Source organism: uncultured Mobiluncus sp., from assembly GCF_963511525.1.
In the GTDB taxonomy this organism is placed as follows: Bacteria; Actinomycetota; Actinomycetes; order Actinomycetales; family Actinomycetaceae; genus Mobiluncus.
In genome coordinates this window covers 187,802-208,476 of the sequence record NZ_CAUPIY010000001.1, presented here as the reverse complement: position 1 = coordinate 208,476, position 20,675 = coordinate 187,802, and the positions used below count along the sequence as shown (strand labels likewise).

The following is a 20,675-nucleotide window of genomic DNA, read 5'->3' as shown; positions in this document are numbered from 1 at the left end:
GTTCCTGGTTTTTAGTGCGCTGCAGCTCTCCAGTTAGGTCCGATGCCCACCGAGACTTCCAACGGAACCCGCAGTTTCGCGATACCCGTCATCGCTCTACGTACCAAGGTTTCCAAGCTCTCCTCTTCTCCGGGAGCTACCTCTAAGACGAGTTCATCGTGGACTTGCAGTAAAACGCGAGACTGCAAATGTTCACGTTGCAAATCAGCATCAACCTGAAGCATCGCTTCTTTCATAAGGTCGGCCGCACTGCCCTGGATGGGGGCGTTTAGTGCCGCGCGTCGGGCATTATCAGCCACGTTACGATTCGGAGAACGCAAATCCGGCAGGTAACGGCGCCGTCCGCGCATGGTTTCCGTGTAACCGACCTTAGTGGCAGCAGCGACAATGGAATTCAAATAATCCCGCACCTTTCCGAACCGCTCAAAATAGGTGTCCATCAGCTCCTTGGCTTCCCTCTGAGAGATATTCAGCTGACCGGCCAAACCAAAAGCGCTCAATCCGTACGCCAGCCCGTAAGAAGTCGCCTTAACGTGGGAGCGCTGGGTGGAGGTCACTTCATCGGGTGTCACTCCATAAACCAAAGCCGCCACCGAACGGTGCAGGTCCTCGCCGGAAGCAAACGCCGCCAACAGTCCCTCGTCTCCGGACAGATGCGCCATAATCCGCATCTCAATCTGTGAATAATCCGCTGTCATCAGCGCGGTGTAGGGTTTCTGAGGCACAAAGGCTTCCCGAATTTTTTGCCCGTCCGCGGTGCGCGCCGGAATGTTTTGCAAGTTCGGATCAATGGAGGACAACCGTCCGGTCGCAGCCACGGTTTGCCCAAAAGTGGTATGAATCCTGCCGTCATCGCCCACCCGGTCGTGCAGATTGCGCACAATCTGTAAAAGTTTTATCCGATCACGATGGTATAAAAGTGCTTCGAGGAACGGGTGTGGGTTGTACCGCGCAAGTTCCTCCAATGCTTTCGCATCAGTTGTATACCCTGTTTTAGTCTTTTTAGTTTTTGGTAACTCGAGCTGGGTAAACAGAACATCCTGCAGCTGCTTTGGGGAGGATAGATTGACCTCGCGACCAATGGATTCGAAAGCGGATTGCTCAGCCATAGTAACTTCAGATTGCAAACTCTGAGCAAATTCATCAAGGCAAAAAGTATCAATACCTATCCCGGTATATTCCATTTTTTCTAAAACCAGGGACAGTGGGTTCTCCAATTCCAGTAACCCGTCGACCCTCCGGAAACGCGCCAGCTGCTGGAGCATGGGCTGCATCCGCAGCAAAGCGTAAGCATAGATACCTTGATTAATCAGGGTTTGTGGCCACGGTTGAGCCGCGGACTCTCCGTCCAGTTCCATACCCAAGTCCAAAGTCATCTGTTCACTGATCTTGCTGATGTCGGAGGGTTTCTCATCAATTTCCCAACCCAGCAGGCGCTTCGTCACCCCGGCGAACTTGGTACGGTTCCCGTCGGGATTGACCAGGTAATCGAGCATATTCACGTCCGTGACCGCGCCGTGTAATTCCCAGCCGTGGGCGCGCAGCGCGTGACGCAGCGATTTCGCGTCATATACGGTTTTTTCCCGGTTTCCCATCATAGCATCGCGCAGCATACGTTCCGTTTCCGGTGTCAGCTCGTCAGGGACAATCAACACGCACTGCCCCTGGGGAGTTTGGTCTGTAGCCAAAAACAGCCAGTCAATCCGCGGATTGGTGACCCCGATGTTGCCCACTGCCCAAATACCTAAACTGTTTTTCTCCGTACTTTGCAGCCATTGGGCAAACTGTGCCGGGGTGAAGTCACTCCCCAGACGGAACCGCTCAGGATTCGGTATCACCCCAAAACCGTCAGCATCCTGTGGTTCAGGTTCCTCTATCTCGCTGGACGCACCACCGGAGGCTACTGCATTGGCGGACGTCATCCCGAGAGTTTGACCAAGTTTCAGTATCTGGGTGCGCAGCTGATTGAACTCCAGCTCATCGCACACGGCTTTTACTGCCTCAGCATCGAAGCCGGTCCAGTGCAAGTCCTCTAAACCGACCCGAAGCTGCAGGTCGGTGCGTAGCCGATTGAGCTGGCGATTCCGCAAGACGTCTTCTATGTGTTGACGCAAATTTTCCCCACGTTTGCCTGTGAGCTCGTCGCGATGCTCCAGCAAAGCGTCCAGGGAACCGTATTCATTAATCCAAGCCGCAGCGACTTTTTCCCCGACCAAAGGAACGCCCGGCAAATTATCGGCGTGCTCGCCCACCAGGGCGGCGATTTCCGGGTACTGCTGGGGCCAGACATCGTATTTGTCTTTTACTGCTTGGGGAGTCATCCGTTTTGTGTCCGCAATACTGCGTCCCGGGTAAAGCACGGTGACGTTGTCGGAAATAAGCTGAAAAGTGTCGCGGTCCCCTGACGAAACCAATACCTCCATGCCGTTTTTAATCCCTTTTGCCGTCAAAGTCGCCAAAATGTCATCGGCCTCAACGTTGGGTTCTGTCAACCACTTAATCCCCATTGCGGTCAGCAGCTTTTGAATATTTTCGACCTGTCCAATGAATTCTTCGGGGGTGTCGCTGCGTCCTCCCTTGTATTCAGGATAAATATCAGTACGGAAAGAATGACGCGACAAATCGAAGGCCGCCCCGATATGGGTCGGCTTTTCGCTGCGAATCATTTTTAGTAACATAGAGCAAAATCCGTGTACTGCATTGGTATAGACACCCGTGGAGGTGCGGAAACTTTCCGGATCCCGCGAAAAGAAAGCGCGGAACGCGAGGGAGTGTCCGTCCAATACCAGTAAACGTTTTTCAGCCATGACTTAAGGCTACCAGTAACCCAGGAGGCGAAAATGGACGAGAACAACATTGGTGCAGCGATTGCGAAAATGGGCATCACTTTCCGTGAGATTACGCCCGAACACGCCGTTGGAATTATGCCGGTGGAAGGCAACACCCAGCCTTTTGGAATTTTGCACGGCGGCGCGGCCGCTTTGCTGGCTGAGACAGTGGCGTCATTTGCAGCCTATAAGTGGGCCCAAAAGTCCGGAAAATCCACTGTGGGGGCACACCTTGACATAACCCACATTAAACCGGGATTGGGCGGAAACATTGTTTGTACCGTAGACGCGGTACATTTGGGGCGACGCACTGCGGTTTACCGTTTTGAGAACGTCAGCGAAGACAGCGGCAAGGTCATTTCCACCGGGGTGATGAGCTGCGCAATCGTCGAACACCTGGAAAAGTGACCTTTTCCAAATGGTGAGGACGCAAACTATTGAACGGAACTAATCCCCCAGCTGGTCAATGACCGCGTCGGCAACCTCCCGCATGGACAAGCGGCGATCCATCGAAGTTTTTTGAATCCAGCGGAACGCTTCTGGCTCGGTCAGCTCCATTTTTTCCATCAAAAGACCTTTGGCGCGGTCGACCTGTTTGCGGGTGCTGAGCCGGTCTTGCAGGTCCGCGATGGAATCTTCCAAAGAGAGCAGCTCCTGGTGGCGCGACAGGGCTACTTCCACCGCGGGCAGTAAATCTTTGGGGTCAAAGGGTTTCACCAGGTACGCCATGGTGCCGGCATCTTTGGCGCGTTCGATGAGTTCCTTATCGGAAAAAGCGGTGAGCATCACGATGGCGCAGGGGGCTTCCTTCATGATTTTTTCAGCTGCCGCGATGCCATCTAGTTTCGGCATTTTTATGTCCATGACAATCAAGTCAGGTTCCAGTTCCAAAGCCAAGGTTACGGCTTCCTCGCCGTCGGCAGCTTCGCCAACGACTTCGAAGTCGTTTTCTTTCATGGTTTCGATAATGTCGAGACGAATTAGTGCCTCGTCTTCGGCCACAATTACTCGCCTGTGTACTTTGGTGTCCTTTGCTGCAGATGCCGTCTTCGCCATCTTTTCAGATCCCCCTCATGAGTGGACTCGATTTGCTTTTCTCGTTAGATACTTTAGTATATATGAAGTCTTTGCGACGGGTTATTTACCAAACCTTCACAAAGCATGCCCTGGTAGCCCAACTGGTAGAGGCGGTCGGCTCAAACCCGGCTTGTTAAGGGTTCGAATCCCTTCCGGGGTACCAAAAATTACCGATTATCCGAGGATAATCGGTAATTTTTATTTTGCGAAAAAGTTGCGTTAAGTTCTGGTAAATTCACGAATTTGCACTTTGGGGCGGGTCTACGATGTTGGAGAACTCATAGGCCACGGCGCAAGGAAACATAGTGTCAAACGTGATTGAAGTCCAGGGACTGACCAAGGACTACAAGACATTACGAGCCCTAGACGGACTGAGCTTGGAAGTCCGCCAAGGCGAGATTTTGGGACTACTGGGGCCCAATGGCTCCGGCAAATCTACCGCCATCAACTGTATGTTGTCACTGTTGAAATTTCACAGCGGGACAGTCAAAATTTTTGGAAAAGAAATGCGCCCCGACGCTTATGACATAAAGCGCCGCATTGGTGTGGTGTTTCAAGACGTGGCAGTGTTCAACGAACTTAGCGTGGCGCAAAACCTGGAGTACTTCTGCGGTCTGTACGTGTCAAACAAGGCGAAACGTGACCAAATGATTGCCGCTGCGGTAGAGCTGGTGGGGCTCCAGGATTACCTGAAATTCCGCCCCAAACAGCTTTCTGGCGGCCTACTACGCCGACTGAACCTAGCTTGTGGCATAGCCCACGAACCGGAACTCATTTTTCTCGATGAGCCGACTGTCGCGGTAGACCCGCAAAGCCGCAACAACATTCTCGACGGTATCGTCACCCTGCGTGACCGGGGTGCGACGGTGGTTTACACCACGCACTACATGGAGGAAGTCGAACAGATTTGCGACCGTATCATCATCCTCGACAAGGGAAAAATCATAGCTCAGGGCAGCGTCAACGAACTCAAACAACTGTCGAATATCGAGGAAAAGATCACTCTGCAAGGCGCGGAACTGCCCGAAGCGCTGTTGGAAAAACTGCGCAGTGATTCCCAAATCCAATCCGTCGAGACCAAGAACCGCAGCGTGGAAATCATCTATGGACACGGTCAAAACAATGTCTCGGCGCTGATTCACGACCTCGTGGAATCAAAAGTTGCCTACGAGTCAATCTATTCCGAACGCCCCACGCTGAACGACGTGTTTTTGCAGCTCACCGGCAAGGAACTGCGTGACTGAGATGGGACACCTGGTTTTATATAACGTCAAAGTCCTGGTCAGCAACCGCTCTTTAGTGTTTTGGACCTTGGCTTTCCCGATTCTTTTAGGGATATTGTTCAAGGTGGCTTTGGGCGACATTGTCAACAAGGAAGCTTTTGACACGGTGCCGGTAGCGGTCGTAAACTCCCAGGTCTACAAGGACAGTGCCTTTAAGATTGCCTTCGCCGAGTTGGCGAAGACCGGAGATTCCAGCGTGACCGGCAGCGACAAACCTCTTCTGAAGGTTACGGAAGTGTCCAGCCTAGAGGCAGGCAAGGAGCTGCTCCAGAATGAAAAAGTCGACGGAATCGTCGAAATTACCGGCACCCCTAGCGAAGGGATGGTCAAAAACGCCCAAGCAAAACTGACCATCGCCACCAACGGCCTAAACCAGACCATCCTCAAGATAATTCTTGACGAAATTACCCAACGGGTGGATATGATTTCCACTCTCACCGAGCGAGAAATCACCGCGCAGCAGGGCGCATTGACACCATCCGCGACCGGCATAGTTGATGGCCCTGCCGGTCCTCCGCCTGGGACGCCCGCTTTCAACCCCGGACAAATAGCCAAATCCGTCCAAAACCAGCTCAGTTCCAGCGGCTTTACCCTGCAAGACCGCAGCCCCAAGTCGATGGACCTGTTAATGGCGGAGTTCTTTTCCCTTGTAGCTATGGCGGCTCTCTACGGGGGAATGTTTTCGCTGACAATCATGAATAACGCTCAACCACCGCTGGGGGTTATCGGTCGGCGCATCGCCGTGTCCCCGACCAGTAAGTCTAAGCTGATTATTTCCGGCATTATCACCAGCTACCTGGTGGAATTGATTGGACTGCTGGCGCTGCTAATGCTGTGCCATTTCCTATTCCAGGTCGATTTTGGCGCAAACTGGGGGTTAACCGTGTTGCTGGCCTCAGTGGGAGCCCTGGCAGGTCTGAGTTTCGGGGCGGCCATTTCCACGTTGGTTCCCGGCGGAGAGAACGCCAAGATTGGCGTCCTCATCGCGGTGACCATGTTGGGGGCGATGTTGGCAGGCATGATGGGCGGAGCGATGCGCTACGCGGTGGATTTCCGCTTTCCGATGGTCAACAAGTTTAATCCGGTTGCCCTCATCACCGATGGCTACTATAACTTGTTCTTTCACCCCGGATACGACGGATACTGGCAGGATATCGTCATTCTGCTGGTTATTTCCGCGGTCTTGCTCGGTGCTTCCGTTATTGTCCTGAGGAGGCAGCGCTATGACAGTCTTTAAAGGTTTCGTGCGGGTACTGCTCCGCAATCTCGGTTTTGTCTTTGTCTTTACCGCCATCATGGTGGTGATAGGTCTGACGGCTTACCAGGCGCCTGCCGGCGGTGCCGCAAACTTTACCGCCGATAAGCCCAAAACGATACTGATAAATCAAGGTTCAGAAACCCCCCTGACCCGCGCATTTGACAGCTATCTGCGTCAGCGGACCAGCAAAGCCGATGTGAAAAGCAGCGAACGCGAAATTGACGACGCCCTGTATTACGAGGCGCTGGCCTACGCGGTTTATCTGCCGCCGGACTTCACCGACAAGATTCTGAAAGGTCAAGAACCGACGGTCGGAATCAAGTCGCGCGCCTCCGCGCAGAGTGCTTCGGCAGAGGCGCTGGTGACGCGTTTCCTGCGTTTGGCCACCGGCTACGGGAAATACCTTAACGACGAAGACGAGCTGGTCAAAGCAATTGAGTCCAGCGCGAAGCTCTCGGCGGATGTCGTCCTCACCAGCCAACTGGACACTAAAACCTTGATGCTGACGGCGGGGCTGTACAACTTCGGCAGCTACACCCTCATGGCCGGTTCCATCTATGTCATGACCATGGTGCTGGCAGCGTTCGCGGAGATAAACGTCCGCCGGCGCACCGTTGTTTCCTCAGCGAAACCACTACGAATAGACCTAAATCTTAATATCGGTTGCGCCATTATTATGCTGCTGCTGGCAGCCTTGAACGTGGGGCTGGTGTCGGTGTTGATACCAGCGTCCTGGTCTACGGGACGCGGAGGACTTTTTGCCCTAAACACTTTTGTCTTTGGTCTGCCGGTGCTGGCTTTGGGATTCCTCATGTCAAAGATTACAACCAACAAGCAGGCCTTGAGCGCAATCGTAAACGTGATAGCTCTGGCCAGCTCGTTCCTGTGTGGTGCTTTCATTCCCACGCGCCTGATGCCCGAGGCGGTCGTTGCTGTCGGACAGGTGCTGCCCGCCTTTTACTACATCGACAACAACAATACCCTGGCGCAAATGACAACCTTCAGCGGGGATGACGCCAACCATTTCTGGATTAATATCGCCGTCCAGATTGGATTCGCGATTGTGTTCTGGATAGCTTCTCTGGTCCTGGAACGCTATCGACGCAGGGTCTAGGTTTTGGCACTCGGTAAGGCAAGTTTTGGTTTTTGGCTAAACCAGATTTGGCTGTGTTTTCATCATGAAATGCGTTTACTGGCCTAAAAGGCTGATTTCATCGGGTTTCTCAGGTAAAACTTTGCGAATGTAAGAGTCAATGGCCTCGTGTAAACTGACCCGCTTCCCGCGGTTTTCCGACAGATACCAGCGGTGATCCAGAATCTCGTGAAACACCTGAGCCGGCTCCAGCTTAGAGAGCAGTTCCTCCGGGAGGGCCGCCAAAATCGGCTCATACACTTTGGTCAGCCAGCGGTGCGCCACTACGTCAAGCGGCACGTTTTCGAGATGATTGAGCATTCGGAAAGTCTGCATATCGTTAATCATGCGCCGCCCCTGGTTTTCCTGAACATCAAGACCTGTCAGGCGCATTACCTGGCGGTGATAATGCCCCGAATCCACGACCTTGGGCTGAATCAGCAGTTGACGCGCCCCGTCCGTGGTGTCGGTCTTCATCTTAAGCTCCCCCACGTCAAAGCCCAGATCATTCAAACGCCGAATGCGGTCCTCGATACGCCAGGTTTCATCCGCATTGAACGTTTCCACAGAGGTCAGTTCCTCCCACAAGGCGTCGTAGCGGTCTTGTAGCAGATTACCGATTTCAACGGTGTCGGCGGCTTCGTCAAGAGTGCCCCCGGCCTGGAGATCCATCAGCTCACCGATGATGTTCACGCGAGCGATTTCGACATCGTAGGAACGTTGCCCGTAAGTCAGGCCTTCGGGATGTAGTTCCCCGGTTTCCGCGTCGACCAGGTAAGCGGCAAATGCTCCGGCGTCACGGCGAAATAACGTGTTCGAAAGCGAAACATCGCCCCAATAGAACCCCAACAAATGCAGTCTGACCAGCAACACAGCTAGAGAATCTATGAGGCGAGTGGCGGTCTCGGGACTCATGTTTGCGGTAAACAGAGTTCGGTAGGGCAGGGAAAACGGCAGGTGATAGGTCACAAGGGCGCTGTTCAGCTCTTCCTCGGCAGCATCGGTACGGTGGGTGACGTAAGCCAGCGGTTGCACCACCGGCTGTTCCAAACGAACTAGATCACGCAACAGGGAATACTCGTGACGGGCCTTTTCCTCAGAGATTTCCTTCACCGCTATGATTCGCGGTCCGAGGTTCACGAAACGCACGATGTGGCGTGAAATTCCGTGCGGGAAAGAGGCAATATAGCGTTCTGGCCATTCCGCGAGGGGCAATTCCCAAGGCAAATCCAGTAAAGCGGGTTCCGCGGTGGCCGCGGTCACTGAGAACGTCACTCCCCTAGTGTAAGCTAAGACAATAATTAATTAACGATGCCTGGCTGAAACATTTGGGAAAGTGAAGTATTTATGAGCCGAAAAATTGGGTTTGACCATGACTTATACATTAAGATGCAGTCCGCACACATTGCGGAGCGCCGCGAAGAAATCGGGGGGCGACTCTACCTAGAGATGGGTGGCAAGCTCTACGACGATATGCACGCCTCCAGAGTGCTGCCGGGGTTCACACCAGACAACAAAATTTCGATGCTGCGCCAGTTAAAGGACGAAATTGAGATTTTGGTTTGCGTCAGTGCCTTGGACTTGCAGCGGCAAAAACGGCGCGCCGATTTAGATATTACTTACGAGGACGACGTGCTGCGACTCATTGACGTGTTCCGCGAAGGCGGTTTCCTGGTAGAAAACGTGGTGATGACCCAGCTCGCGGACGACAACGCCCTGGCTTTCGCGTTCAAGGAGCGCCTGGAACGACTGGGGTTGAAGGTCGCCAGACACCGTATTATAGAGGGGTATCCCTCAAATACGAAGCTGGTTTTGTCCGAGGATGGTTTCGGTCGGAATGACTATGTGGAGGTCAGCCGCGACCTCATTGTAGTTACCGCCCCCGGCCCGGGGTCCGGCAAACTGGCAACCTGCCTCTCTCAGGTCTACCACGACAATAAACGCGGTATCGAAGCCGGCTACGCCAAGTTTGAGACCTTCCCAATCTGGAACCTGCCCTTGGAACATCCGGTGAACCTGGCTTACCAAGCCGCCACCGCGGACTTGGAGGACATCAACCTCATTGACCCCTACCACTTGGCGGCACACGGCGTGCAGGTCACCAGCTACAATCGCGACACCGAAACGTTCCCACTGCTGAAAACCATGTTGGAACAACTCACCGGTAAATCCCCCTACCAAAGCCCTACTGACATGGGTGTAAACATGGCGGGCTACTGCATCAGCGACGACGAAGTGTGTAAGGAAGCCTCTCGTCAAGAAATTATCCGCCGCTACTATAAAGCCTTGGTTGAACAGGCTCGGGACGGCAGAGATTCCGAGGAATCCAACCGGATTGCGGTGTTAATGGCAAAAGCGGGCATCTCCACTTGGGAACGTCGCGTAGTGGGAGCCGCCCTGGAAGTCGAAGCCGCCACCAACCAGCCCGGCAGCGCTATTGAACTGCACGACGGCACGATTATCACCGGCAAGACCTCTCCCCTGCTGGGCTGTTCCGCCGCGATGCTGCTGAACGCGCTGAAATACCTAGCGGACATCGATCCGGAGCTGGACTTGCTGTCACGCGAGTCGATTGAGCCTATTCAAACCCTAAAGACTCAGCATTTGGGTTCGCGCAACCCCCGCCTGCACACCGATGAAGTGCTGATTGCCCTGTCCGTTTCGGCTGGGACTTCCCCCGAAGCCCGCGCCGCCCTGGGGATGCTCAAGGAACTAGAGGGCACGAACGTCCACACCACCACCATTCTGGGGTCGGTGGACGAAGGGATTTTTAGAAACCTCGGAATTCAAGTCACTTCGGAACCGAAGTTCCAGCGCAAGCGCCTGTACCGCAAACGCTAACCCTTACCCAATCGCGGCGTGCGCTAGGTCACAAAAAACCGATTCCGGGTGAGTCCCCGCGGACTCACCCGGAAAACGGAACTAAACGACAATCTGGGTTTAGAACTCGGTGATCACCGAACGGATGACCTCGCCGCGCATGAGTTGTTCATACGCTTCGGTAATCTGGTCCAAACGGATGCGCTGGGTGACGATGTCGTGCATATTGAGCCGGCCGTCCACCGCCAGGTCCGCATAATAGGGAATGTCGTGCTTCGGGTTTGTCGCCCCCATCCACACGCCCTTGAAGCCGCGCTGCATAAACAGCAGGTTGATGGGGTCAATCTCTAAGGAAACCGTGGCATCCGGTTTCGCCAAGCCGATGCAGTAGGCGGTGCCGCCCTGGGCCAGCATATCCCAGCACTGTTTCATCGTTTCCGCAAATCCGATGGCTTCGAAGGACTTGTCCACCCCGCCGCCGGTGATGCGGCGCACAGCCTCGACCGGATCTTCTTTCTTGGCATTGACCACGTGGGTGGCACCGAACTTCTTGGCGAATTCGAGCTTGTTGTCGAACACGTCAATAGCAATGATGGTGCGCGCGCCGCACACCCGCGCTCCGGAGATTACGTTCAGTCCGATGCCGCCGGTGCCGATAACCGCAACCAAATCCCCTGGCTGCACTTTCGCCGAGTTCTTCGCTGCTCCGAATCCGGTGATGGTGGCGCAGCCGATGCAGGCGGCCTCAGCCATATCCACCTGATTGTTCACGACCGCCAACTGATTTTGGTGAATCAGGGACTTGGAAGCGAAACCGCCGATCCCCAGCGCTTGGGTAATCGGACGCCCATCAGGGAACTTGAGACGCGGCGGCTCCCCCGGCTGACGCACACATTCTTCCTGGTGACGGCAGGAATGCGCTTTTCCTCCCATGCATTTATCGCAATGTCCGCAAATTTGCTCCAGGGTGGCCACCACGTGGTCTCCCGGTTTAATCCCCACGACCTCCGGGCCGACGGCTTCTACCGTACCAGCGACCTCGTGACCTAAAACAGCCGGGAATTCAAACATCTTGTCGTCGTCTTCCACCAGGTGTAAATCCGAGTGGCACAGGCCGGAAGCCTCGATATTGACCAGCACTTCGGCTTTGATGGGATCATCGAGGATGAGTTCTTCGGGTTTAGAAAACCCTTTACCAACGCCATACGCGATGGAGGCGCGAATCTTTTGAGGCATGACTTTCTCCTTTGATAGTCCGTTGGGTACTTGATTGGAATCTCCAACCTTATACTCAATTCTTTCGCCTCTCTGTTTTTTCACAAGGGACCGGGGTCCTTTTTTTGTAAACTATTTCACCTGTTTTTCCGCGAGTAAGGATTGCTTTGCTTAATATTTCCGCTTTTGCGCCGCTGTGTTAGCGCACCAGAGCCAGCTCGGACCAGTGCGTCGTGCCGCGGTTAGACAGCATCTCTCGTTTCATGGTCCAATCCGGGGCAGCTTTCAGACCCGCGAGACCCAGCCCTACAGAGCCCTCTCCCACCGCCGCGTTGACCCGGTCAATAATTTTCCCCCGCCGCCGCGTTGCCGGGTCCGGGGCAAACATGGGCAGCGGCTCTTGCGGGTCAGGTTTGCCCAGGTCTGTCAGGCAGATGCCCGCCCGCACGTAATCAGCCTGCGGATCGACCTGTCCCAGCAGGACTTTCGCGGCTGCCCTCAAGACTGTCACCGGGTCGTCAGTGCGCGGGTGCAGCGGAGCCATCGCGCTGATCCGTGAGAAAGGCTCCTTGTACCAGGCAGTGGACGCAAAAGCCCACAGAGCTCCGGCGGTCATCTGTTGGCGGCGCAGACGGCGCGTCACATTTTGGGAATAGATGGACAGGACCTGATAAGCCTGGGTGACCCCGCGCACCGGCGTGGAAAATGAACGCGAATACATGACCTGATAAGTACGCACCGCATCCCGCTCAATAATCTCGATGCAGGGCACCCCGTTGAGTTCCAGCACCGTTTGCTGCAGATTTACGTTGAAACGGCGGCGAATTTCGCTGGGGTCAGCCCTCTGTAGTTGCAGCGCGTCCGTAATCCCCAGAGCCTCCAGGCGGCTTTTCAGGCGCCGCCCCACTCCCCATAAATCGCCAATCTCGGTACCGCGTAAAATCTGGTCGTGTTGGGCTGGAGTATAAGCGTCCCAGCTGGCCACCCCGCCTAGGGCCGGAGTATGTTTGGCGCCGTGGGAAGCGAGTTTTGCCAAAGTTCGGCTCGGAGCGATTCCGACCGAAACCGGCACCCCCAGGTCGTGCAGGATTCGGGACCGTAAGTTGCGGGCTATGCCCACGAACTCCGCGGGTCTGCCGTAGAGCGTCAGAAACGCCTCGTCGATGGAATAGACCTCTACCGAGGCGGAAAACTGACGCAAGATTTCCATAATTCGCGCCGAGATAGAGCCGTAAAGTTCGTAGTTGCTGGACCGTGCCACGACGCCGCAGGCCTCGGCCCACGCTCGGATTTGAAACCACGGCATGCCCATCTTAATGCCCAAAGCTTTCGCCTCCCGCGAGCGCGCCACCACGCAACCGTCATTGTTAGACAACACCACTACCGGACGCCCGGAAAGCTCCGGATGAAAAATCCGTTCGCAGCTGGCAAAACAGGAATCTACGTCTACTAAGGCAAACCGATGCACCAGCCCGCTCTGGTATTCCTCCGTCTCGCGGGCTGTTTCCCCGCAGCTGGGAGTGTACTCAAGTGCGCGGCGGACCCCTGGGCTCAGAGTCGGTGCAGACATCGCGTCACCACCCCCCAAATTTGCAATTCGGAGGGGTGAAGTATGGGATAGGTCGGATTAGCGGGGTGCAGTTCCGGACCGTGAGCCCCAAAGTGCAGGCGTTTCACTGTCATTTCACCGTCAATAACAGCGATAACGACACTGCCGTCCCCTGCCTCTAAGGAACGGTCCACAATGAGTTCGTCTCCATCGCTGATGCCCGCGTTAATCATGGAATCCCCCGCAACCCGCACCAGGAAAGTCGCGGGTCGATTGCGGATAAGGTGTTCGTTCAAATCAATGTCGCGGTCAAAGTAATCCTGAGACGGTGAAGGCCACCCTGCCGGCACCAAATCCGGCGCAAAAGGAAGGCCGGGGTGCGGCGCTGACTGCGCTAATGCGTAGGGGCGCCACGATTTCACAGACCGCACAGTATCGAACATATGTTCGATTTTAGCACGTTTTGTCCCATTTGGTCAGTAAGCCAAAAATTCGCGGCAAGCCTATGGCTTACCGCGAATTCACACTGAAAGTGCCTAGCTGTTAGGCAGCTGCCGAAACCAAATCCAATCCCAAGAAATCCAGGGCCCGAATCCGGCGAACACCGTCCTCGTTCAAGTCACGCAGAGCCGACTCAATCATCGGATCATGACGGTAAGCGTCAAACCAGGGACGCGCCACCTCGGACAGAATCGACCGCGGGGACAAGTTAAGAGCTTGACGATCAGAGTTACGGTCAAAAAGCGACCAAGTCAGATGATGTATAGATTCATTCATATTCATTATGTTTACCTTCTTCCTCTTCATCTTCTGAGGGGCTGACGCATAGGTTGCGCCGGTAACCCCCCGCAGTAAAACCCCCTAGGAATTACTGCTTCAATACAACCATTATACCGTAACATCCGTAAAATCGCTGTTTAAACGGGGTAAGAGTCAGGTACAAGTTTATTTTTTGGGGTTTTTTACAGTATCGGCGGTCGTTTTTGCCTCGGGTTCGGACTCGGGGTCACAAGGGGATTTTTCCTGGTTGGGTGCTGCGGGTTGCGTTTCCGGGGAATCCGGAGCTGGCTGGGGGACCTCGGTCAGAACGGCAGGCAGTTTCCGGTAGCGAGCCGCCGCAAACACGACTAACCCTACAACAGCGATGATTCCGGCGACGACTTGGAACCAGCGGACTCCCCCGGCCACCGTGTACTGGTAGTCGATACGCACGAACTCCAGGAAAAACCGTCCCAAACTGTACAGGAACAGGTACAGGCCGCCGATTTCCCAAGAACACAGGTGTCCCCAAGACTGGCCGGTCGCTCGGCAAACGTTGACTTGTTGGGCGAACTCGGAATCACGGGAACGTTTGCGAATTGTTTCATACAGCAGCAAGAGGCTCATGGCCACAAGGTTCCAGATGATTTCATAGAGAAAAGTCGGGTGGAACAGGGTGCCCGGTGCCGTGTTTGCCGGAGCCATCTGGGGGCTAATCTCTAGCCCCCAGGGCAGGGTCGTGGCTTTGCCATAGACTTCTTGGTTAAAGTAGTTGCCCAGGCGTCCTAAGGCTTGGGCGGCCAGGACCGTGGGGGCCAGGGCATCGAAGAACACTCCCAGGGGCTGTTTCTTGAAACGCAGGAAGCCCACGGCGGCGAGGAATCCGCCGATGAGGCCACCGTAGATGGCCAAACCCCCTTGCCAGATGGCAAAAGGTTTCCACCACGGGATACCCGGACCAAAGTAGTCGCCGGGATAGGAAAACACTGCCATGGCACGCGCCCCGACAATGCCCAGCAAGCAAATCCAAATCCCGATGTCACCCACGAGTTGAGGGTTTCCTCCACGGGCTTGGTAACGCTTGGAGGTCCAGAAAATCGCCAGTGCCATGCCCAAGATAATCCAAAAAGCGTACCAGCGAATCGTGAGCGGCCCCAGGCTGAGCAGGATTGGTGAAGGAGGGGAAGGAATACTGGTGCGAACGGCAGAAAAAAGGCTGTTGGAGGAAAACGGCACCGAAAGCACGGCGGCAAAAGTCAGGGCGGACATCAATCGGTGCCTTCGGTCTTGTGACGATACCGAGAGGCCCGGTCGGGACGCAAAGCGGGATGCTGCGCCGCGGAAGTCATCTTGCGCAACAGGCCCACGGGGTCCGGGGAACGGACCAGCGCCTCACCGACCAAGATAGCGTCAGCTCCGACCCGGGCATAGTCAAAAACCTCCTGCGGGCCGTGGACCCCCGATTCAGCCACCACGGTGATGTCGGGAGGAATGACGTCAATAGTTTGCTCGCACATGGACAGGTCCACCGCACCTGTTTCCCGGTCCCGAGCGTTGATGCCAATGAGACGCGCCCCAGCAGAAATAGCTTGGCGCGCCTCCAGACGAGAATGGCATTCCACCAGGGCACACATCCCCAGCGAATGAGTCCGTTCCACCAACGCCTCCAGCACCATCGGCTCCAGCAAGGCCACCATCAGCAGCACCATATCCGCGCCCATCGCCCGAGACTCGTGAATCTGGTAGGGGGTGACTACGTACTCTTTACGCAGCAGCGGCACGTCTAGCGCGCGGCGGACCTGCACGAAGTCTTCACTAGAGCCCAAGTAGTTCGGGTAATCGGTCACCACGGAGACCGCCACGGCGCCGCCTTCGACGTATTCCCTGGCTAACTCCACCGGGTCTTCGATGGGATTGAGAAAACCGGCAGTCGGAGTTTGCCGTTTGATTTCCCCCATGATGGCCACAAAACCGGGACGGGAGTGCAGCACCGCCAGGCCGTCTTTCGGGCTGAGAGCGTGGCGGGCCTGTTCTTTCACAAGTTCCAAAGGTACCGTGGCCTCACGCAGGGCGACCTCGGCTGTAGCTTGACGGTAAAACTCCTCATACGTCAGCATCAGCGTCCCGCCGTCTCTGTCTGCTGTTCGGCGGGAACGCACAAGGGAGCCGGGGTCGCCATATCGGCGTCCACCCGTGCCGGCTCGATGACCCCTCCAGCATCGAAGCAAGACTTGGTGCCGGTGTGGCAAGCCGCGCCTACCTGCTTGACCTGCAGCAGCAGCGCGTCTCCATCGCAGTCAATCTCGATGCGGCGCAGGAATTGAAAATGGCCGGAAGTATCGCCTTTACGCCAGTACTCCTCACGGCTGCGTGACCAAAAGGTCACTCGCCCTTCGTGCAGAGTGCGAGCTAAAGCCTCATCGTTCATGTAACCGACCATCAGCACACGTTTCGTGTCAAAATCTTGGATGACCGCGGCAAACAGCCCCCGGGCATCACGTTTTAGACGCCGGGACACATCATTGGGTAATTCGGTCACGGAATTATAATGCCAGCTGACGTGATATTTACCCAAATCGCTCAGAGCAAAATTATCCTCTGGAACTGCGGCGACTGACTGGGGCGTCAAATGGGTAAACCGAGATTTATCGAGATGACGCGAAAAGCTAGCGAACTGGGAAGCCGGCCGTCTCTAGGGCTGCCTTAACTTCAGCTACTGTAATCTCACCGAAGTGAAAGACGGAAGCGCCCAAAACCGCATCCGCCCCGGCTTGTGCGGCCGCCACGAAATGTTCGACAGTCCCCGCCCCGCCCGAAGCAATGAGGGGAACTGGACAGACCGGACGCACCGCCTGCAGCATCTCAATATCGAAGCCAGCCTTGGTGCCGTCAGCATCCATCGAGTTCAACAGCACTTCCCCGGCTCCGTGTTCGCAGGCCTGACCAATCCATTCCAACAGGTCAATCCCCGTCGATTGTTTGCCGCCATGCGTGGTGACTTCATAGCCCGAGGGGGTGCGTACCTCGCCTTGAACCCGCCGAGCATCGGCCGACAGTACCAACACTTGCACCCCAAAGCGGGACGCAATCTCAGAAATAAGTTCCGGGCGGGCAATCGCGGCGGTATTGATACTGACCTTATCGGCACCGGATTTCAGTAATCGTTCCACATCCGCAACGCTGCGCACGCCCCCGCCGACGGTCAGGGGCACAAAAATCTCACGAGCGCACTGCTGCACGACTTCGGCCATCGTCGCCCGGCCTTCCACGGAGGCGGACACATCCAGGAACGTGATTTCGTCTGCCCCGGCCACGCAGTACCGCGCCGCCAACTCGACCGGATCCCCCGCATCGCGTAAGTTTTCAAAGTTGACCCCTTTGACTACCCGACCCGCGTTCACGTCCAAACAGGGAATCACGCGCACCGTCAGAGTGTCGTCGGCATAACGATTCGGCATTTTGTTACCTCAAGATTCTTTCGTCATTTTAGGATTATCCCAAGCCGCCAAAATGTCTACCACCAGGATAGTTGCCTGATTGCCGGAGCCTTCGGCGGGCGGCACTTCCAGCAACATCCGTGAACCAATCTTGCGGTCCACAATGCCGCGCGCCACTCCCTGCTGCACTTTATCGTCCAGTTTTAGCTTCACCGGTTCGGACCAGTGGTCTTTCAGCACCGCGGGCGGATTCGAGTAGGAAAACTCCTGATATTTCACCAGTACGGTCTGACCGGGAGCAACCGTCGCGCCGGAGCCGGTAATCAAGGGGTAGGAACGAAAATCACCGCTAAAATCCGAGACAATAGCGAGGCGAACCTGTCCCTGATCTTCACTCACGGTCAGCCCAGCATCGGGGGGCAATGCCTCCATCTGGGCGTTCAGGGTGGTGGGAATGATATCTATAACCCCGATTTCCATGGTGGAAGTACCCTGCTGCTCGACAGGCTGTTTCAATAGATAGCGCGAGCCTTCGGTGGCACCCCGCACCGCGTTATACAGTTCCGTACCGAAAACCTTGGCCGAAAGCGGGCCTACCAGCACGGATTCATCGCCAGAAGTGGACTGCAGTTTTCCGGTCATTCCTGAAAAAACTGTGACTCGCAGTGCGACGATGGAGCCGTCCTGAATCTTTTGTCCGTCGCCTTTGATCAGGCGTTCGGTGGAACTTTTCTCGAGGGGGATGGGCTCGGACAGGGTCAGCACAGGTTGGGCACCAAGCGCTCCCAAGACTTCAATTTTTGATTTCGCGGGGTCACTGACCGCCACGGCACTGCGATACCACATAATCAACAGCACCAAAGCCACGCTCAGTGCCAGCAAAATCCCCAAGGTCAGGGCAACGGGCACAACTTTCGTTTTTGCCAGCGGTTTCGGCCTTCGGGGTAAAGATGCGGCTAGACGGAGTTTTGCCGCCCGGCGGGGACTGTGAGTTTTCGGCTTTTTTGGTTCCGTTACAGCAACGTTTTGTACGTCTTCACGGCGCAAGCTGACCGTGGGCACCATCTCGGGAGGAAGATTCAATGCCGAGTCTGGTGCCGGCGCTTGTGGTGGCGCAGACACCTGAGCTGGGGCGTCAGCGGTATCTATAGACGAGGCTGCTGGCGCCGCCGGGAACGTGTGAGGCGATGCAACATCAGGCACTCCAGGCGCTGGACGCGAGGGAAGATTTAGTTGGCGAGGAGCCGGGGCGGGAGTTTTCGTAGTGAGGCGTGTCCCCGAACGAGTGGCTCGGGACGGCAAGACGGCTGGCTTTACCGGTAGTGACGAGGGCGCCGCAAGATTCGTTGCGGCATCAGAAGCGTTCTTGGGTAGTTCCGCAGAACTGGGCAGAGAGGGGGTGGTGCTCGATGGTGGAGATGGGCGAAGTTGCGATTCAGCTTTCCGGGTCATTTCCTGGAAAGACTCCAAATCCTCGAACCCGTTGGCTATCAGCCAAGAGGACAGCAAGTCTTTGGCGCCCTCCGTAATCGGCGGAGCGGCCGGCGCGGACTGTTTCTCGACAGCTTGCGCCAGCATTTTGGCACGCCGACGCGGCGAAAGGTTCGGGTCGACCTCACGCCTGACGTAAGTTCCTCCATCAACCGGACCCGCGGCCCGGTGCGAGGAGCGCCGGGGTGTTTCTTCGCTCAAGCTGCCTCCATACTTTTCATAAGCATATCGACTTCCGCGCTGGTAATCGCGAAGGGGTCGCTGAGTGTCACGGTTCCCAATCCCGATTCCGGCAGACGTAAATGAGTCCAGTCCGCTTGCAAATCCGCCCGATGCTCCTGCGCCGCGGCAATCAACGCGCCACGCACTTTGGCGCGAGTATTTTGCGGAGGCACAGTTTTCGCAGCCTCGACCGCATCCGGACAGGTCAGCCGCGTTGCTAGGCCGCGTTCATCCAAGCGAAGCCCTCCGGGGGTGATGTCGTGGTAAGCCAAATCTATACGGGCTACCTTCGGGTCAGATAACGCCAAATCATGGCGCTCGCGCAGGCTATGGAGCAAAGACAGTTTTGTCGCCCAATCCAGCTGGCCAGTCAAAACCTGTAAATCCTGATTCCGCAGAGCCTCCAGCCATTGCCCCCACTGGACTAAAACCTCGCGGTAGTCCGCACCCAGCTCGGCTCCGGAAAACACTTCTAACAGGCGGTCGCAAAAAACCTCTTGCACCTCCAGGGCGCTGTAGCGCCGACCGTCCGTCAGTTCCACCCGGACTTGCCCCCCGAAACTTGTGACATCGTCAGTAATGTCGCGTAACGCGGCAATAGGCGAAACCAGAGATAGGTCGGAGAAATCCACCCCGGCCTCCAAAGCAGCCAGCAACAAGTTCATCGTCGCGATTTTGAAACGTGTCGGAGGCTCCAAAACGTTGGAATCACCGACAATGACGTGCAGACGGCGATACCGTTTCGCGTCCGCGTGGGGTTCGTCACGAGTATTCACCAAAGGTCGGGTGGAGGTGGTGGCCCCAGACACGGCGTCATCTATCTGGAAAGCGCGCTGTGAGAAGCAAAAACGGGTTTCGCCCTGAATCCGCAGCAAGGCACCGGCTCCGGTAATGACTTGGCGCGTCACCAGGAATGAGACGAGGGAATCCACTAGGGCACGAAACTTCCCGTCCCGGTAGAGCAGATAGTTTTCGTGGCAGCCACACGAGTGACCCGCCGCGTCCAAGTTGTTCTTAAACAGGTGTACCTGGGTTTTTGTACCAGTTTGGGCGCTCAGGCGCTCGCTGGCACCACCTGCCATTTCCGCCAGGATTTCCGCCCCGGCCCGATCCTGGTTCAGCACATCGTCCAAGCTCAAGCATTCCGCGGTAGCGTATTCGGGGTGTGACCCGACATCGAGATAGAGCCGCGCTCCGTTGGGGAGAAACGCCGAAGTGCTTTGGCTGCGTGCTAACACGTCATGAAATAACACTCGTCCGGCCGCGTCCGCGTCCGTCACCGGGGCGCCGCCCGAAACGGCCGCGGCGAGAATGCCGTATTCCGTTTCGATACCGAAAATGCGGCGCGGCAATTGGTCCAGGTGAGGATTTCGCGCCAAGATTCACTCCCCGCCCTTTTGCACGAACCCTTGCACGAAAGTCCCGGCGTCTTCGGCAACCAGGTCCTCGATTTCGTCGAGCAGGTCGTCCAGTCCGGCCGGTTCTTGAATTTGCCCTTGTCCGGCCGGTATAGCGCCCGGTTCAGATCCTTCGGGCAAAGCCGGATAGTTTGTCTGGTCTTGTTTCATAACAGTCTCCATTGTGCCACTTCGTCTAAAACCCTA

The 20,675-nt window shown here is 55.9% G+C and carries 19 protein-coding genes and 1 tRNA gene; 6 read left to right on the top strand and 14 right to left on the bottom strand.

Going from position 1 to position 20,675, the window contains the following annotated elements:
- Positions 1-11: 11 nt before the first annotated feature.
- Positions 12-2,807, bottom strand: coding sequence for a DNA polymerase I (gene polA, locus RQ935_RS00940; RefSeq protein ID WP_311496803.1), 2,796 nt, complete (start codon positions 2,805-2,807; stop codon positions 12-14).
- 33 nt (positions 2,808-2,840) lie between these two features.
- On the opposite strand from polA, the gene RQ935_RS00935 reads away from it, so the two are divergent.
- Complete coding sequence (locus RQ935_RS00935; RefSeq protein WP_311496802.1) at positions 2,841-3,236, top strand: PaaI family thioesterase; 396 nt, start codon at positions 2,841-2,843, stop codon at positions 3,234-3,236.
- Positions 3,237-3,275: 39 nt separating this feature from the next.
- Here the strand turns inward: RQ935_RS00935 and RQ935_RS00930 are convergent, their stop codons facing one another.
- Positions 3,276-3,884, bottom strand: a complete 609-nt coding sequence (locus RQ935_RS00930) for a response regulator (RefSeq protein ID WP_311496801.1) — start codon at positions 3,882-3,884, stop codon at positions 3,276-3,278.
- 107 nt (positions 3,885-3,991) lie between these two features.
- On the opposite strand from RQ935_RS00930, the gene RQ935_RS00925 reads away from it, so the two are divergent.
- The 4 genes from RQ935_RS00925 to RQ935_RS00910 all read left to right on the top strand — a co-directional run bounded on the left by RQ935_RS00925 (position 3,992) and on the right by RQ935_RS00910 (position 7,560).
- Positions 3,992-4,068 (top strand) — tRNA-Leu (locus tag RQ935_RS00925).
- Positions 4,069-4,210: 142 nt separating this feature from the next.
- Positions 4,211-5,149 (top strand): ABC transporter ATP-binding protein, encoded by a 939-nt coding sequence (locus RQ935_RS00920; protein WP_311496800.1) that lies wholly within the window; start codon positions 4,211-4,213, stop codon positions 5,147-5,149.
- Between the two features lies 1 nt (position 5,150).
- Positions 5,151-6,425, top strand: a complete 1,275-nt coding sequence (locus RQ935_RS00915) for an ABC transporter permease (protein WP_311496964.1) — start codon at positions 5,151-5,153, stop codon at positions 6,423-6,425.
- Positions 6,412-7,560, top strand: coding sequence for an ABC transporter permease (locus tag RQ935_RS00910; RefSeq protein WP_311496799.1), 1,149 nt, complete (start codon positions 6,412-6,414; stop codon positions 7,558-7,560). The genes RQ935_RS00915 and RQ935_RS00910 overlap by 14 nt, the downstream gene beginning before the upstream one ends.
- Before the next feature lie 75 nt (positions 7,561-7,635).
- Here the strand turns inward: RQ935_RS00910 and RQ935_RS00905 are convergent, their stop codons facing one another.
- A complete protein-coding gene (locus RQ935_RS00905; protein ID WP_311496798.1) occupies positions 7,636-8,853 on the bottom strand; it encodes a DUF4032 domain-containing protein in 1,218 nt (405 codons plus the stop codon).
- Between the two features lie 72 nt (positions 8,854-8,925).
- Here RQ935_RS00905 and RQ935_RS00900 point away from each other — a divergent pair, with 72 nt between their 5' ends.
- Positions 8,926-10,419, top strand: coding sequence for a DUF1846 domain-containing protein (locus tag RQ935_RS00900; protein WP_311496797.1), 1,494 nt, complete (start codon positions 8,926-8,928; stop codon positions 10,417-10,419).
- Between the two features lie 99 nt (positions 10,420-10,518).
- Here the strand turns inward: RQ935_RS00900 and RQ935_RS00895 are convergent, their stop codons facing one another.
- The 11 genes from RQ935_RS00895 to RQ935_RS00845 form a co-directional block, all read right to left on the bottom strand.
- Positions 10,519-11,634, bottom strand: a complete 1,116-nt coding sequence (locus RQ935_RS00895) for a Zn-dependent alcohol dehydrogenase (protein WP_311496796.1) — start codon at positions 11,632-11,634, stop codon at positions 10,519-10,521.
- 178 nt (positions 11,635-11,812) lie between these two features.
- On the bottom strand, positions 11,813-13,183 hold the full coding sequence (locus RQ935_RS00890) for a Y-family DNA polymerase (protein ID WP_311496795.1): 1,371 nt from the start codon (positions 13,181-13,183) through the stop codon (positions 11,813-11,815).
- The gene (locus tag RQ935_RS00885) at positions 13,165-13,605 is read right to left on the bottom strand and encodes a translesion error-prone DNA polymerase V autoproteolytic subunit (RefSeq protein ID WP_311496794.1); all 441 of its coding nucleotides are present in this window, start codon (positions 13,603-13,605) and stop codon (positions 13,165-13,167) included. The genes RQ935_RS00890 and RQ935_RS00885 overlap by 19 nt, the downstream gene beginning before the upstream one ends.
- A 100-nt stretch (positions 13,606-13,705) precedes the next feature.
- Entirely contained in the window at positions 13,706-13,945 is a 240-nt protein-coding gene (locus RQ935_RS00880; protein WP_299294144.1) for a hypothetical protein, read from the bottom strand.
- 162 nt (positions 13,946-14,107) lie between these two features.
- On the bottom strand, positions 14,108-15,190 hold the full coding sequence (gene lgt, locus RQ935_RS00875; RefSeq protein WP_311496793.1) for a prolipoprotein diacylglyceryl transferase: 1,083 nt from the start codon (positions 15,188-15,190) through the stop codon (positions 14,108-14,110).
- The gene (locus RQ935_RS00870; RefSeq protein WP_311496792.1) at positions 15,190-16,038 is read right to left on the bottom strand and encodes an indole-3-glycerol-phosphate synthase; all 849 of its coding nucleotides are present in this window, start codon (positions 16,036-16,038) and stop codon (positions 15,190-15,192) included. The genes lgt and RQ935_RS00870 overlap by 1 nt, the downstream gene beginning before the upstream one ends.
- Entirely contained in the window at positions 16,038-16,460 is a 423-nt protein-coding gene (gene hisI / locus RQ935_RS00865; RefSeq protein ID WP_311496791.1) for a phosphoribosyl-AMP cyclohydrolase, read from the bottom strand. The genes RQ935_RS00870 and hisI overlap by 1 nt, the downstream gene beginning before the upstream one ends.
- A gap of 127 nt (positions 16,461-16,587) precedes the next feature.
- Positions 16,588-17,379: an imidazole glycerol phosphate synthase subunit HisF gene (gene hisF, locus RQ935_RS00860; RefSeq protein ID WP_311496790.1), complete on the bottom strand. Its 792-nt coding sequence runs from the start codon at positions 17,377-17,379 to the stop codon at positions 16,588-16,590.
- 9 nt (positions 17,380-17,388) lie between these two features.
- Complete coding sequence (locus tag RQ935_RS00855; RefSeq protein ID WP_311496789.1) at positions 17,389-19,050, bottom strand: hypothetical protein; 1,662 nt, start codon at positions 19,048-19,050, stop codon at positions 17,389-17,391.
- Complete coding sequence (locus RQ935_RS00850; RefSeq protein ID WP_311496788.1) at positions 19,047-20,450, bottom strand: proteasome accessory factor PafA2 family protein; 1,404 nt, start codon at positions 20,448-20,450, stop codon at positions 19,047-19,049. Before RQ935_RS00850 ends, RQ935_RS00855 begins: the two co-directional genes overlap by 4 nt.
- Before the next feature lie 3 nt (positions 20,451-20,453).
- Positions 20,454-20,651 (bottom strand): ubiquitin-like protein Pup, encoded by a 198-nt coding sequence (locus tag RQ935_RS00845; protein WP_311496787.1) that lies wholly within the window; start codon positions 20,649-20,651, stop codon positions 20,454-20,456.
- Between the last annotated feature and the right edge of the window lie 24 nt (positions 20,652-20,675).